At 61.0% G+C, this 14,583-nt stretch carries 15 protein-coding genes; 6 read left to right on the top strand and 9 right to left on the bottom strand.

Translation table 11 applies throughout. The annotated features are described in order from the left end of the window. Positions 1–45: 45 nt before the first annotated feature. Genes L1069_RS07165 through L1069_RS07150 form a run of 4 tightly spaced genes read right to left on the bottom strand, consistent with a single transcriptional unit; the run spans position 46 to position 3,573 of the window. The gene (locus tag L1069_RS07165) at positions 46–1,188 is read right to left on the bottom strand and encodes a saccharopine dehydrogenase family protein (RefSeq protein WP_237455206.1); all 1,143 of its coding nucleotides are present in this window, start codon (positions 1,186–1,188) and stop codon (positions 46–48) included. Positions 1,189–1,220: 32 nt separating this feature from the next. Next, a complete protein-coding gene (locus L1069_RS07160; protein WP_237455205.1) occupies positions 1,221–2,273 on the bottom strand; it encodes a saccharopine dehydrogenase in 1,053 nt (350 codons plus the stop codon). An 11-nt stretch (positions 2,274–2,284) separates the two neighbouring features. After that, complete coding sequence (locus L1069_RS07155; protein WP_237455204.1) at positions 2,285–2,899, bottom strand: glutathione S-transferase family protein; 615 nt, start codon at positions 2,897–2,899, stop codon at positions 2,285–2,287. Positions 2,900–2,922: 23 nt separating this feature from the next. Continuing rightward, positions 2,923–3,573, bottom strand: a complete 651-nt coding sequence (locus L1069_RS07150; protein ID WP_237455203.1) for a histidine phosphatase family protein — start codon at positions 3,571–3,573, stop codon at positions 2,923–2,925. Positions 3,574–3,717: 144 nt separating this feature from the next. Here L1069_RS07150 and L1069_RS07145 point away from each other — a divergent pair, with 144 nt between their 5' ends. Continuing rightward, positions 3,718–4,917 carry a hydantoinase/carbamoylase family amidase gene (locus L1069_RS07145; protein WP_237455202.1) on the top strand — a complete coding sequence of 400 codons (1,200 nt, stop codon included), beginning with the start codon at positions 3,718–3,720 and terminating at the stop codon, positions 4,915–4,917. 36 nt (positions 4,918–4,953) lie between these two features. On the opposite strand, the gene L1069_RS07140 is transcribed toward L1069_RS07145, so the two are convergent. The 3 genes from L1069_RS07140 to L1069_RS07130 all read right to left on the bottom strand — a co-directional run bounded on the left by L1069_RS07140 (position 4,954) and on the right by L1069_RS07130 (position 8,003). Further along, on the bottom strand, positions 4,954–5,181 hold the full coding sequence (locus L1069_RS07140) for a WGR domain-containing protein (protein ID WP_129369241.1): 228 nt from the start codon (positions 5,179–5,181) through the stop codon (positions 4,954–4,956). A gap of 219 nt (positions 5,182–5,400) precedes the next feature. Then, on the bottom strand, positions 5,401–6,105 hold the full coding sequence (locus L1069_RS07135) for a response regulator transcription factor (RefSeq protein WP_237455201.1): 705 nt from the start codon (positions 6,103–6,105) through the stop codon (positions 5,401–5,403). Next, positions 6,102–8,003: a PAS-domain containing protein gene (locus L1069_RS07130; RefSeq protein ID WP_129369243.1), complete on the bottom strand. Its 1,902-nt coding sequence runs from the start codon at positions 8,001–8,003 to the stop codon at positions 6,102–6,104. Before L1069_RS07130 ends, L1069_RS07135 begins: the two co-directional genes overlap by 4 nt. 447 nt (positions 8,004–8,450) lie before the next feature. Between L1069_RS07130 and L1069_RS07125 the strand changes: the two genes are divergently transcribed. After that, the gene (locus L1069_RS07125; RefSeq protein WP_237455258.1) at positions 8,451–10,415 is read left to right on the top strand and encodes an AMP-binding protein; all 1,965 of its coding nucleotides are present in this window, start codon (positions 8,451–8,453) and stop codon (positions 10,413–10,415) included. Between the two features lie 53 nt (positions 10,416–10,468). Here L1069_RS07125 and L1069_RS07120 read toward each other — a convergent pair whose 3' ends face one another. After that, positions 10,469–10,654 (bottom strand): hypothetical protein, encoded by a 186-nt coding sequence (locus L1069_RS07120; protein ID WP_027257200.1) that lies wholly within the window; start codon positions 10,652–10,654, stop codon positions 10,469–10,471. Positions 10,655–10,742: 88 nt separating this feature from the next. On the opposite strand from L1069_RS07120, the gene L1069_RS07115 reads away from it, so the two are divergent. Further along, a complete protein-coding gene (locus L1069_RS07115) occupies positions 10,743–11,561 on the top strand; it encodes an ABC transporter ATP-binding protein (RefSeq protein ID WP_027257201.1) in 819 nt (272 codons plus the stop codon). A 102-nt stretch (positions 11,562–11,663) separates the two neighbouring features. Beyond that, a complete protein-coding gene (locus tag L1069_RS07110) occupies positions 11,664–12,650 on the top strand; it encodes a branched-chain amino acid ABC transporter permease (protein ID WP_027257202.1) in 987 nt (328 codons plus the stop codon). Positions 12,651–12,677: 27 nt separating this feature from the next. On the opposite strand, the gene L1069_RS07105 is transcribed toward L1069_RS07110, so the two are convergent. Beyond that, on the bottom strand, positions 12,678–13,022 hold the full coding sequence (locus L1069_RS07105) for an SHOCT domain-containing protein (protein WP_237455200.1): 345 nt from the start codon (positions 13,020–13,022) through the stop codon (positions 12,678–12,680). Positions 13,023–13,124: 102 nt separating this feature from the next. Between L1069_RS07105 and L1069_RS07100 the strand changes: the two genes are divergently transcribed. Together L1069_RS07100 and L1069_RS07095 are read left to right on the top strand one after the other, a co-directional pair. Further along, positions 13,125–13,388 (top strand): hypothetical protein, encoded by a 264-nt coding sequence (locus tag L1069_RS07100; RefSeq protein ID WP_237455199.1) that lies wholly within the window; start codon positions 13,125–13,127, stop codon positions 13,386–13,388. Positions 13,389–13,462: 74 nt separating this feature from the next. Then, a complete protein-coding gene (locus L1069_RS07095) occupies positions 13,463–14,539 on the top strand; it encodes a branched-chain amino acid ABC transporter permease (RefSeq protein ID WP_237455198.1) in 1,077 nt (358 codons plus the stop codon). Positions 14,540–14,583 lie beyond the last annotated feature (44 nt).

The raw sequence follows: 14,583 nt of genomic DNA, 5'->3' as shown, positions 1-14,583 counted from the left end.
TAGGGGGCGCCGCAATCCGGCGCCCCTTGTTGTTTCCAGAAGCCCTCAGGCCTTGCTATCGACGATCTCAAGGTGCTGGGCCAGCTTGCCGATCCCGCCCATCCACTTTTCGACCAGGTCCAGGTCGCTGGGTGCGGCGTGTACACCAGCGGCGATCTTGCCGTTCATCGCGGCCTCGATGGCAAAAGAGACTGGGTAGGACACCAGGCGCGCCATGGCGGTGCCGCGGTCGTCGCCCCAGGCGTCCATCACATAGGTCTTATGCCAGGCTTCGGTGCCGTCTTTTTCCGCCTTCAGGCCAACGCAGAGCACCACCCGGTCCGGCTCGCCCTCGTCATAGGCGTTCTCGGTCCAGAACTGGTCTGACATTTCCTTGAGGCGGGCGTCCCCTTCGGGGCCTTCGAGGGTCTCGACTTCCTTGAAGACATCCGCCCAGGCATCGGCCCAGCCGTTAAGGCGCAGGGTGCCGCGGACGAATTCCTTCACCTTCCAGTCCTCGCCGAACTCGTATTGCGCCATGAACGGGATCGAGTCGCGGTTCGGGTAGACCTCAAAGCTTTCGGGTGCAGGCAGCGGCACCTCATAGGAGGAGATCGCATCCCAGGGGCGGGCGACGTCCAGCTCCTTGAAGCCGCGGATCGATTTGGAGGGCGAACGCAGCGCCTTCAGCACGCCCAGCGGCGACCAGCTGAACTTGTAGCGGAAGGGGTTCGGTGTCTTGGGGATACCGCCGCAGTAGGAGATGAAGCTGATCTCGTTTTCCGCGTCAAAGGCATCAGACGCTTTGTAATCCGCCACCAGCGCATGCGCCATCAGGTGGTCGATGCCCGGATCCAGGCCCACCTCGTTGATCAGGCAGACGCCTGCATCCTTGGCCTTCTGGTCCAGCGCGCGCATTTCCGGCGCGATGTAGGAGGAGGAGACGAAATGCGCGCCGTGCTCGATCGCCAGCTCGGCCAGCGGCACATGCCAGTCGCCGGGCAGCATTGAGACGATGACGTCTTTCGGGCTGAGCATCTGGCCCAGGTTGGCGATGCTGAAGGCGTGAATGTTAGTGGTCAGATCGCCGACGGCCTCACGCGCTTTGTCGGTGGTCCGGTTCCAGACCGCCACGTCATGGCCCGCTTCCAGCAGGCGGCGGAGGCCGGGAATGGCGGAGAGGCCGGTGCCGCACCAGTGAATTGTCATGAGAGTTCTCCCTTACTTGGTTCCGGCGGCATTCAGCCCGGAAGATGTTCGTTGAATGTGGCTTCCGCCCGGCCCCAGACGCCGGACTTCAAATCGGTCAGGGTCAGCAGCGAGGGCAGCAGCTGAGCGGCATAGTCTTCGGAGCTTTCCACCGGCAGCATCGACGGCAGGTTGTCGATTGCCATCACATCCAGCACCGGGTGTTCGGCGACACGCAGAGCAGGCTGTTCCCAGGAGGTCGCGCGGTCATAGACCGGCACCGGATTGTAGTCACTGTCAGGGTCGCAAGCGACATCGCCGATGGCGGTCAGCTTGCGGTCCGCAGCCAACGCCTCGCGCGGGACAAAGACCGGAGTGCCGGGACGGGCGAAGATACAGTTGAGAAACAGGTCATGGGCCAGGATCTCCGGGAAAGGTCCGCCGCTTGCGGTCTCGTCGATGTCCCATTTGGTGACTTTGACACCCATCGCTTCGCAGAGATCTGCCGCGCCGGTGCCGACCCGGCCAAGCGCGCCGATCACGATAGCAGAGGGGCGGTCTTTGTTCAGGGCATCAAGTTCCGCGCCCAGATCCGTCAGCAGCGCATCCTTGCCGCCATAGACGCCAACCGGGCCGCAGATTCCGCCGCGCTGCTGGGCGGTCCAGGACTTTAGTGTTACCGCGGCGCCGGCATAGCCCGCCCAATACCCAAAGGCAGCAACCCGGCGGGCGCTTTCATCCACCAGGTATTCCAGATCATAAAGGGTGCCGCCGCCGGCCTTGAAGCGTTCCAGCAGTGCCTTGCCGGAATGCTGGCCCTTGAAGGCATGGCCGAACATGATGTGGCGGTGGGGCAGCGGGGTGCCGTCCTCGGGCAGTTCCTTGAGGCCAAAGATGATTGCTTCCGCAGGCGCCTGGGGCCAGGAGTTTTCCGGTGCAATGTCGCAGCCGGCATCAATGTAACCCTGCAGCGGCAGCGCCCGGACCGAGCTTTCCTCAACCGTGACCCTGATGCCGCCTGACAGCAGCGCCTTGGCGCCATCGGGGGTCAGGCCGACCCGCTCCTCATTCGGGCGCTGTTCGGCCCGTACCCACAGATGCGTCATCGTCATGTCCTTCAAAGCATTCCCTTGGAATAGACTGCGCGGATCGACTCGCGCTGCTCCATTGCCGTCATGAAAATCTGGATTTTGGGGAAGACGTCCACCTTCACCCCGTCACCCGCCAGCCAGGTGCAGATCACATAGAGGTAGCAATCGGCGAGGCTGACCGTCTCGCCCAGCACAAAGGGTCCGCGCAGGCCGGCCTGGCTGATGTACTCGCAGGAGGCCATCATCGTCTGCGGCACCTTGGCCTGCATATCCTTGTAGCTGGAGGTCTTGCTGGCCCAGCGGGCGCCGCGCCGCATATGGGCATGGTTCACATGCATGGTCGAGGCGAGGTAGAACATCACCTCGCGCATCCGCGCCTGCAGTACCGGGTCCTGCGGGCGCAAGCCGGCCTCGGGCGCCATATCAGCGATATATTCCAGCAGCGCGCCGGTCTCGGTCAGGATGCCGCCCTCGACCGCCAGTGCGGGCACCCGGCCCTTGGGGTTGATCTGGGCATAGGCCGGACCGGTCTGTTCCTTGGCGGCAAAGTCGATTTTCACCGCCTCATATTCAGTTCGGGCTTCTTCCAGCGCGATGGCCACGGCCACCGAGATGGTGTTGGGGGCGTAATAAAGCTGCATGTCTTTTCCTCCCTCTCGGACGTTCAAAGATGTGTCTGGGCAAAATGCCGGTCCGGCGCTTCCAGATGCGGCACTGCGTTGAACAAAACCGGGCTCAGGTGGCCGCCGATGGGGAACAGACGATGCATCGAGGTGTTCATGATCGCCAGCGTAACCCGGGCCATGGCGGCGGAGTCCAGCCCCATCGCTTGCCGCAGGGCCATCGAGATCAGCCCGCCGGAGGTGACAACCATTGCGGGGCCGTCGCCTGCGGCGATTTCCTCCAGACAGGCCTGGGTGCGGGTTTCGAAACTGGCCCAGCTTTCGTAGGGATCGGTGATTTCGTCCTTGGCCCAAGCGGCAAACACCTTGGGTAAATGATCGACAAAGCCCTCGCGCTCTTTCGGAATTGGCAGGCCGTGCTGATCGCGCATCGCCTCGGCGAGGGTGAAATACTCCATTTCGTTCAGCCGCGCGTCCTGCGCCGGATCGGCAAAGCCCATAGAGGCTGCGGTTTCGATATGCCGCCTGAGGGTCCCGCAGTAGACGCGCGGGTGGTGGCTGCCGGTGCTGCGCAGATGGTCCCCCAGCCAGGCCGCCTGCTGGTGACCCAGATCGCTGAGGCGGTCATAACTTGCCTCGTCCCGGGCGCCGGTATTGGCCTGGCCGTGGCGGATCAGCGTTATGTGGGACATGGGCGGCGGCTCCGTTGTTACCGGGGAAGTCTTAGGGGAGGTTCCGGGCAGAGGGAAGGGCGGGCTGGGTGCAGGTTTGATCAATTTGATTGAGGGCGGGAGCAAAACTGGAGCAATGTGCATCTGTCAATTGGGAGATTTGCCATGCCCCTTAACCCTCAGCGTTTTCTGGATGATCTTCATGAATTGCGCAGCTTTGGTGCCTCGGGTGCAGGCAAAGGAGTGGTGCGGCAGGCGTTTTCAGAAGCAGATATAGCGGCGCGGAAATGGCTGGCTGAACGGATGACAGAGTGCGGATTAGAGCCGCATTTCGACCCGCTTGGCAATCTGTTCGGGCTGGCTGGGGAGCGCAGCCTGCTGGTTGGGTCGCACAGCGACAGCCAGCCCGAGGGCGGCTGGCTGGACGGCGCGCTGGGTGTGGTGGCCGGGCTGGAGATTGCCCGCGCAGCCCGGGAGGCCGGCGGGCCGCTCATTTCTTGCGTCAGCTTTCAGGATGAGGAGGGGCGGTTCGGGGTGCTGACCGGATCGGATGTTTGGACCGGCAATCTGGCGCTGGATGAGGCGGATGGGTTCACTGACAACGCCGGCAATACCCTGGCCGGGATGCGGGCGCGGATGGCGGAGCTTTCGGGGGATTTCCTGCCGCTTGAACGGTTCTGCGGATTTCTGGAAATGCATATCGAGCAAGGCCCCTATCTGGAAGAAACCGGACTTATGCTTGGGGTGGTGACTGATATTGTCGGCATCCGGGACATGCGGATCACGTTTTTCGGCCGGCAGAACCACGCAGGCACCACGCCGATGCACCTGCGGCGGGATGCGTTTCAGGTGCTGTCTGCCTTCAACACGGCGCTGAACAGCCGGTTTGCTGATGTGGTGACGCCTGCCACGGTCTGGACTATCGGTCATGTGGCGTTGCATCCCAATGCGTCCTCTGTTGTGCCCGGGCGCGTCGAATTTTCCGTGCAATGGCGCGATGCTGATGCAGACCGGCTGGTGCGGATGGAAACACTCATCAAGGAGACAGCGCGGGAGATTGCGGCCGGTCACGGCACAGCATCAGAGCTTGGACCGGTGATGGGCATAGAACCGTCGGCAATGGATGTGCGGTTTCAGGCGGAGTTGGGGGCCGCTGCAGAGGCGTTGGCACCGGGCAAGTGGCAAAAGATGCCGTCGGGTGCTCTGCATGATGCGGCCAATCTTGCGACGGTGATGCCTGCGGCAATGCTGTTTGTGCCCTCGATCGGCGGCATAAGCCATGCCTTTGACGAAGATACGGCGGAGGCAGATCTGGTGCTGGGGCTGCAGGTGCTGGACTGCGCGGCCCGGGCGCTGGCGGGGTGAAATGCAGGCGGGCCGGGCGCCGCTGGCGCGGCGCGGTCAGCCCCGTCCGTAGCCGCGTTTGAGCATCCGGTTGCGGTGCCTGTCGGCAGCCAGGGAAGCCTCGCGCAGATTGCCGTAGATGTTGATGACGCTTTGCCCGTTGCCGCCGGCTATGCCCCATTCGCGCAGCACGGAGACTTCGGAGAACAGGTTCATCGCCAGCTCAATCCGGTAGAACCGGGACGGGCGCGAAGGGGCTTGGCGGTAGAGCAGACAGGTGGCCATGACCTGATTCTACGCCAAGCGATTCGCCGCGGCAAGAATCTCTATGCGGCGCTGACGAAAGTGAGGCCGCAGAGCGCGCAAGACAGCGCCGCCGCGGCGAACACCGGCTTAGCCAGAATGGACAAGGTCGGTAAAGCACTGCAGCTGCGTTTTCTTTCGCTCTTCTTATCTGGAAGAAAGAGCGCAGTGCGGGAAAATTGGTTTTGTACCGGAACAGGGTCAGCCCCAGTCCACATCGCCCAAGAAGATGTAGCCCGCGCCATAGATCGTCTTGATCAGACGTGGATTCTTGGGGTCTTCGCGCAACTTGGTGCGCAGGCGGGAGACGCGCACATCCATTGCCCGGTCAAAGCTTTCACCAGCCGCACCGCCAAGCGCCTCCTGCATCTGGGCGCGGGAGATCAGCCGCTTGGGGCTGTCGAGGAACAATCGCAGAACTTCGCCCTCGGCGTGGGAAAACGGGGTTTCGCTGCCTGCTTCATCTTCCAGCAAATAGCGGTCGAAATGCGCGGTCCAGCCGGAGAACCGGGCAGTGTCGCTGGCAGGAGCCGCTGTGCGGGGGGCGCTGCGCAGGCGGGCGCGGACCCGGGCGACAACTTCGGCCGGATCAAACGGTTTGGTGATGTAATCATCTGCTCCCAGTTCCAGCCCCGTCACCCGGTCCTGCACCTGGGCGCGGCCGGAGATGATGATGACCGCCGCGCCTTGCTCCAGTGCAAGCCGGTGCACCAACGCCAGCCCATCGGTGTCAGGCAGCGACAGATCGACCAGGCAGACATCGGGTGCCATCCGGTTCAGAGCCGCCTCGAATTCGCGCGCGCGGGCGAAACTTTGGGTGCGAAAGCCCGCCTCCTCCAGCGTGCTGGTCAGGATCCGGCGGATTTCCGGCTCGTCATCCAGGATGGTGACCAAGGGCGATGTCATGCGGCGGGCTCCGGTTTGATCAGCGCGGACAATTGATGCGTGGTGAAGGGTTTGCGCAAAACCGGGCCGCATTTCAAGGCCTTGCGGAACAACGGGTCGCTGACGGGAAGGGAGGTCATCAGGATGCAAGGCAGGTTTGAGCCGTCAAGCCGGGTGGCCAAGTCGATGCCGGTGGCAGTCCCTTCCAGTTTGATGTCGGAGAGCACCAGCGCGATGTCTGGCAAGTCGGCGGTGAGCGCACTGGCTTCGTCCACGCTGGCCGCTTCGATCACCGAATAGCCAAGATCAATCAGCATATCGCGAAAGGCGGCACGCAGTTCCTGGCTGTCCTCGACCAGCAGGGCCATGCCACCCTTGGCATCAGGTGCCAGCCGGTAGGGCAGCCGCAGGGTCACCGAAGCGCCGGTTTGGGTGTTGCTGATCCGCATGTCGCCGCCGGCCAGTTTGGCCATGTCGTAAACCATTGGCAGGCCAAGACCGGAGCCTTCGCTGCCTTTGGTGGTGAAGAAAGGATTCAACGCTTTGTCCAGCGCTTCGGGGGAGAAACCGGGGCCGCTGTCGGTCACCGTGATTTCCACCCAGGTCTGCCCGACTGCGTGGGCGCTGACAGTTATCTGGCCCGAAGTTCCGCAAGCGTCGCGGGCATTCAGGATCAGGTTCAAAAGCGCATCCTGCAGCTTGCCGCTGTCCAGAAGCAGCACCTCGTCCGGCATGTTATCAAGGATGCTTAGCCCAATTCCCTGCGGCAGCGAAGGAGAGGCGAGGATCTTTAGTTCACCCAGCAGCGCATGCATGTCGGCCGCCTGCGGGCGCAAGGTGCGCTGACCGGTCATTTCGGCAATCCGGCTTAGCAGCCGGCCGCCGCGCTTTGCGGCAGAAAGCGTGCCTTGGACCAGTTCGGTTGCCTCACCGCTCAGCCCCATTTTCTCCAGCTTGCTTTGCATTCCGAGAATAATGGTCAAAAGGTTGGAAAAATCATGCGCCAGGCCGCTGGTCATCTGCGCCGCCATCTCGCGGCGGCGGGCCTGCTGCAGGGCAACCCGGGCCTGGGTTTCCTCAGTCACATCCATCGACAGGATATAGACGCCGCCGTGCTGGTCCGGGGTAAAGGCCACCCGGATGCGGCGGCTGCCGTGGCTCTCAGTGAACTCGAATACCGGGCTGCTGCCCTTGTAGGCGGCCAGCAAATGCGGCTCGATCCGGTCAAAAGCAGCCTCTCCCAGTGCGTCCGCAATATGCATGCCGAGGATGTCGGAGGGGCGGCTGGGAAACACCGAGCTGAGGCGGCGGTTGGTATAGGTGTAATAACCGTCTGCATCGACGTGGGCGATATGGGCGGGCATCATCTCGGTCGTCAGCCGGGTACGGCCTTCGATCTCGGTCAGCTGGCGCTTGGTCTCTTCCAGGGCCGTATTTGTGGCTTCCAACTGGCGGTTGGCGGCGGATAGTTCCTCGGTATGGGTGATCAGTTTCTCTGACAGTTCCTCGGACCGGGAATGCAGCAGTTGCTCGGCCTGTTTGGTACGGGTGATGTCGGTATAGACGGTGACCCAGCCACCCTGCGGCAATGGCGAGCCTTCGATCGAAATCATCTGCCCGTTGGGCCGTTCACGCTCCAGGTAATGCGGCACAAAATCCAGTGCCTGAGCAACCCGGCTTTGCACGATGTCCTGGGTATCTGTTTCCGGCGCGTATTCACCGGCCTCTGCAAGAAAGCGGATGGTGTCGGCAAAGGACGCCCCCGGCTGCACCAGATGATCAGGCAGTGAGAACATCTCTTGGAAACGCCTGTTGCAGACCGCCAGGCGCAGATCGTTGTCATAGATCGACAGCGCCTGGGCGATCAGGTTCAGCCCGGCGGTGGTCATGGCGGCGTGCGGCTTGCTTGTTCGGTTCATGGTTCTCCCCGCTTCATGGCTAGCATCGCGGCGGGTGCGGGGCAAATCGCCATTCAGCCGCGGGAGAAGGCCATGCCGTCGCGTCAGACCGGCGGTCTCCTTAGGGTTGCCGGACGCGGTGAGCGGAAGATGGTGCAAGTGATGCGAAACTTGAAACGGCTGCCCGCTGCGTTTGATTCGAATTCCGGCCAGTTCGTGCGCATCCCGCGCGCTTTGCCCCGGCGTGTTTGCGAAGGCTGCAGGATTTTCTGTGCCCGGTGGTTCGGCGGCTTGCGTAACAGCCCGTAAAACAAGGGGAACAGCATTGTTACAATTCGTAAGATTTTGGAAAACATCAGGAAAAAGTTGACGGGCTATTCTTTGCACGTCCCTACTCGGGGCCAGAACCGCGGGCAGCGGTCAGGTCCGGCAGCAACGCCGGAAAGGGAGGAAAGAAAGTTGGCTCAGATGCAGATGGGCGCCGAAGGGATGTTATCCCTGCCGGCGCTGCTTCAACGCAATGCGGCGCAATTCGCTAATGCACCGGCCTACCGGGAAAAGGAATTCGGCATTTGGCAATGCTGGACCTGGGCCGAGGCGGCAAAGGAAATCGAGGCACTGGCGCTGGGCCTCATCAACCTTGGCGTGAATGAGGGCGATTTTGTCGCTATCATCGGCCGCAACCGTCCTTATCTCTATTGGTCGATGGTTGCTGCACAGGCGGTGGGTGCCGTGCCGGTACCGCTCTATCAGGACGCGGTGGCCGAAGAGATGGCCTATGTGCTGGGCCATTGCGGCGCACGCTTTGTGATCGTGGGCGATCAGGAGCAGGCCGACAAGGTGATCGAGATCCAGGATCAGCTGCACCAGTTTGAGCATATGATCTATCTCGACCCGCGCGGGATGCGGAAATACGAGCATACCCAGCTGCACCAGTTCAGCCATATCCAGGATCAGGGCCGCGCGGCGCGCGACGAACTGACCGGTGAGCTGCAGGCGCGCCAGGCCAAGCTGACCTACGACAGCACCTGTGTAATGCTTTATACCTCCGGCACCACCGGCAAGCCCAAGGGCGTGGTGCTGTCGAACCGGAATGTGATCCAGAGCGCCAAGAACTCGGCTGAGTTCGACCATTTGACTTTGGGTGAGAACATCCTGTCCTACCTGCCGATGGCATGGGTGGGCGATTTCATTTTCTCAATCGGTCAGGCCTACTGGTGCGGCTTCTGCGTGAACTGCCCGGAAAGCGCCGATACCATGATGACCGACCTGCGGGAGATTGGTCCGACTTACTTCTTTGCACCGCCGCGGGTGTTCGAAGGCCAGCTGACCAATGTGATGATCCGGATGGAGGACGCCGGCGCCCTGAAGCGCAAGATGTTCCACCATTTTCTGGCCCATGCCAAGAAAGTCGGAGGCGACATATTGGACGGTAAGCCGGTGGGTCTGATGGACCGGCTGAAATACGCATTGGGCAATGTGCTGGTTTACGGCCCGCTCAAGGATACGCTTGGCTACGGCCGCATCCGTGTGGGCTATACCGCGGGGGAGGCAATCGGGCCGGAGATTTTTGATTTCTACCGCTCTCTGGGTATTAACCTGAAACAGCTTTACGGCCAGACCGAAGCCACCGTGTTCATCACCGTGCAGCCGGATGGCGAAGTACGTGCCGATACCGTGGGTGTTCCTGCACCGGAGGTGGAAATCAAGATCGGCGACAACGGTGAAATCTACTACCGCTCGCCGGGCACGTTTGTGGAATATTTCAACAATCCGGACTCTACCGCCTCAACCAAGGATCCGGAGGGCTGGGTAGCCACTGGCGATGCCGGTTTCTTTGAGGAAGGCTCCGGCCACCTGCGGATCATCGACCGTGCCAAGGACGTGGGCAAAATGGCTGATGGTGCGATGTTTGCGCCTAAGTATGTTGAAAACAAGCTGAAATTCTACCCGGACATTCTGGAAGCAGTGCTGTTTGGCAATGGCAAAGACCGCTGCGTGGCCTTCATCAATATTGACCTGACGGCTGTAGGAAACTGGGCAGAGCGTAACAATATCGCCTATGCATCCTATCAGGAACTGGCCGGGCATCCGCAAGTCCTGGAGTCACTCCGTGAGCATGTGTCGGCGGTGAACCAATCGGTGGCGGAAGACCCGATGCTGTCAGGCTGCCAGATCCACCGCTTTGTGGTTCTGCACAAGGAACTGGACGCTGATGACGGCGAAATGACCCGCACCCGCAAAGTGCGCCGCCGCATCGTTGAGGAGAAATTCGAGGATATCATAACCGCGCTGTACGACGGTTCGGAGCAGGTCTCGACCGTAACGGAAGTGACCTATGAAGACGGTCGCAAAGGGTCCATCAGCGCGACGCTGACTATTGTCGATGCGGACGTGAAACCGGCTGCGGTTCACAAGGTGGCCGCGGAATGATGCACGTATTTCCGGAGAAAAATCTGCCCCGTGCCGGGCAGGCCGGGCAGATCTCAGATCAAGTCGGGATTGAGGCCGGGATTGAAGGCCGTGTTGACCACCTGCTGGATCTTGAAGGGAGAGCTGAACCCGTGTGTCTGCTCGATGATCGAGGTCAGGCTTTCGGATTGGCTGAGGCCCATCTGCTTGCATTCGACGGCCATCTTCAGAAGGCAGGAATGTTCAAGTTCGCCAAACATTGTTTTGGTCTCCTTGCTGCTCGTTTTTTTCAAGTATCGCATGGAAACCTTAAAATTTCTATGTGGCAGAATAATGGAGGCCGTTGTTATGCTTGACAATTCCTTAAGCTATGTCACCGAAGACGGCCGCACCATCGGCGGTGTGGTGATGGAGATGAAGAACATCACCCTGCGGTTCGGCGGTGTGGTGGCGATCAAGGATATCTCCTTTGACATCCGCGAAGGCGAGATCCGCGCGATCATCGGTCCCAACGGGGCCGGCAAATCCTCGATGCTGAACGTGATCTCAGGCTTCTATGTGCCGCAGGAAGGCGAGGTGCTGTTTCACGGCAAGAAGCGCCCGCAGATGCGCCCCTATGAGGTGGCCCGCCAGGGCATCGCACGCACCTTCCAGAATATCGCGCTGTTCGAAGGCATGAGCGTGCTGGACAACGTGATGACCGGACGGCTCAACTATATGAAAACAGGATTGTTTTCGCAGGCTCTGTGGAAGGGTAAAGCGGAAAAGGAAGAGACCGAAAACCGCGAGGTTGTGGAGCGGATCATCGACTTTCTGGAGATCCAGCACATCCGCAAGACCCCGGTGTCACGGCTGCCTTATGGTCTGAAGAAACGGGTTGAACTGGCACGTGCTCTGGCCGCCGAACCAAAGCTATTGCTGCTGGATGAACCAATGGCCGGCATGAACGTCGAGGAGAAGGAGGACATGTCCCGCTTCATCCTGGATGTGAACGACGAATTCGGCACCACCATCGCCCTGATCGAACACGATATGGGCGTTGTGATGGATCTGTCGGACCGCGTCGTGGTGATGGACTACGGTAAGAAAATCGGCGACGGCACCCCGGATGAGGTGCGCAATAACCAGGATGTGATCGACGCATATCTGGGGGTCAGCCATGACTGAGTTGCAATGCAGCAACACCCGGCCCCGGCAGGGTGACATCCGTACACCCCCTGTGCAGCCCCTGAGCACCGCCGCAGTGCAGAATTCCGTGGAGAGCCTCTAATGCCCGAACAACTCGTCTTTGCGATGGAAGTGACGCTGAACGGCCTGATGGCAGGCGTGCTTTATGCGCTGGTCGCGCTGGGCTTTGTGCTGATCTACAAGGCTTCCGGCATTTTCAACTATGCCCAAGGCGTGATGGCGCTGTTTGCGGCAATGACGCTGGTGGGGATTATGCAGGGGCAGGTGCCCTTTGCGCATATCATCAATGCGGTCTTTGGCGGCCATATCACCCATTTCGGCTGGAACGTTCCCGGTGTGCTGGCAATTGCTCTGACTGTCGGGGTGATGGTGCTGCTGGCCTGGCTGGTGCAGGTGCTGGTGATGAAGCACCTAGTGGGTCAGGAGCCGATCATCCTGTTCATGGCCACTATTGGTCTTGCCTATTTCCTGGAAGGCGTTGCCGACCTGATGTGGGGGTCCGAGATCAAGACACTGGACGTCGGTTTGCCGCAGGGCATCAACCTGTGGATTGACGAGACCACCTTCAACATCTTCGGCTACGGCTTTTTTATCGACAATCTGGATATCGTGGCGACGGTGATTGCGGCGCTGCTGGTGGCCGGGCTGGTCTGCTTTGCCCAATACACCAAGCAGGGCCGGGCGATGCGCGCGGTGGCGGATGATCACCAGGCGGCGCTGTCGGTCGGTATCTCGCTGAACTTCATCTGGGTGCTGGTCTGGTCGGTCGCAGGGTTTGTGGCGCTGGTCGCGGGCATCGTCTGGGGCACTAAATCCGGTGTGCAGTTCTCATTGTCGCTGATCGCGCTGAAGGCGCTGCCGGTGCTGATGCTGGGCGGCTTCACCTCGATCCCCGGCGCCATTGTCGGCGGGCTGATCATCGGTGTGGGCGAGAAACTGTTCGAGTTTGCCATCGGCCCGATGGTCGGCGGCGCCACCGAGAACTGGTTTGCTTATGTGCTGGCACTGCTGTTCCTGGTGTTCCGCCCGCAGGGCCTGTTCGGGGAGAAGATCATTGAACGGGTCTGAGGTTCATATGACCTGCTCCCGGCCTGTTCAGCTTTCCAGCTTGCGGAAGGCGGCGATGACAATGGCGGCGAATACCGTGGCAACCAGCGTGAAGGCGATGGTCAGATCGCCGATCAGCTGCCCGGCCAGGAGCGTTAGCAGCCCGGCCCCGGCAAGCCCCATCAGCATCAGCCCCCAAGGGCCGGGTGCGGTCCCACAGGTTTCCCTGCGTGCCTCCCGGCGCGGCGGCTCGAATTCGAACGGCGGCAGCACTGTTGCGTCTTCCACCGTTGCCAGCAGCCGGCCCTTGGCCTCTGCAAATTCGGCTGCTGAAATGTCACCCTTCTTCCGTGCGGCCTCCAGCCGCCGGATTTCTTCAAAAATCGCGGTCATTGATCCCACTCACTTTACCCAGGAACAGGGTGGCAGAAAGAAATGGGCAAAATGTGGCCAGGCACGGATTTCTGACAAATTGGTTAACGGCGGGGCGGCGGCATGACCAAGGCGATTGCCGTCATCAACGTGATTGCCTGGGCGGGTTTTTGGGCGTTCGGTTATCTGGCGCTGACCGCGGAAGGGTTCACGGAAACCCAGATTGTCACCGCGTCGCTGCTGGCGGCCTCAGGACTGATTACCGGCATCATTGCATATCTGCGTCTGGTGCGCGGCAGCGAGCGCAGCGGCTATGCCAAACCGTCAAACCGGATAACCCGCGCGCAGCGCGACGCGGCACAGGCGCAATGGGGGCAGATCAAATGATTGCCGCTGCTGAAACATTCAAGACAAACACCCGGACCGGGCCCTGTTTGCAACAGAAAGGGAGCATCTGAGACATGTTCTACCGTGAAGCCGGAGACTTCAAAACCTCCTATGCCGATGACAGCCAGACCTTCCCGATCAAGTTCGACCGTGTCCGCTATTATGTGGTGCTGGCGGTGGCCTTTGGCATCATCCCCTTCCTGGTCAACGACTACTGGGCCAATGCGATCCTGCTGCCGTTCCTGATCTATTCAATTGCGGCGATCGGGCTGAACATTCTTGTCGGATACTGCGGGCAGGTGTCCCTGGGCACCGGCGGGTTCATGGCGGTAGGGGCCTATGCCTGCTACAAACTGATGACAGCCTTTCCCGAGGTCAGCATGTTCATCCATGTGATCCTGGCGGGCGGCATCACCGCGGTGGTCTGCATGGCCTTCGGCCTGCCCTCGCTGCGCATCAAGGGGTTCTATCTGGCGGTGGCGACGCTGGCGGCGCAGTTTTTCCTGGTGTGGCTGTTCAACCGGGTACCGTGGTTTTACAACTATTCGGCTTCGGGCCAGATCAACGCGCCGGAGCGCGATACCTTTGGCATCCTGATCACCGGCCCCAATGCGCCGGCCTGGGCCACCTATCTGTTCTGCCTGATTTTCCTGACCTTCTGCGCGCTGGTGGCCCGCAACCTGACCCGCGGCACTGTGGGCCGCAGCTGGATGGCGATCCGCGACATGGATATCGCGGCTGAAATCATCGGGGTGAACCCGCTGAAGGCGAAACTGACGGCCTTTGCCGTGTCCGGCTTTTTCATCGGGATTTCCGGCGCGCTGTTCTTTGCGGTCTACCTGGGTGCGGTCGAGGTCGGCGAGGCCTTTGGCATCAACAAGTCGTTCCTGGTGCTGTTCATGGTGATCCTGGGCGGACTGGGGTCGATCTTCGGCTCCTTTGCCGGCGCGGCCTTTCTGGTGCTCTTGCCTGTGGTGCTGAAGGTGGTGGGCGTCGATCTTCTGGGCTGGCCAACTGATATCGTGGCGCATTTCCAGCTGGTGATCGTGGGGGCGCTGATTGTGGTGTTCCTGATAGCCGAGCCGCACGGCATGGCGCAGCTGTGGCGCGTCGCCAGGGAAAAACTGAGACTGTGGCCCTTCCCGCACTGATGCGGGCACGGCCTGGAAACCGGCGGGGAGAAAAGCAAGACTAC

Source organism: Leisingera sp. MMG026 (assembly GCF_021654205.1).
GTDB lineage: Bacteria > Pseudomonadota > Alphaproteobacteria > Rhodobacterales > Rhodobacteraceae > Leisingera.
This window is presented reverse-complemented; position numbering and strand designations above follow the sequence as displayed.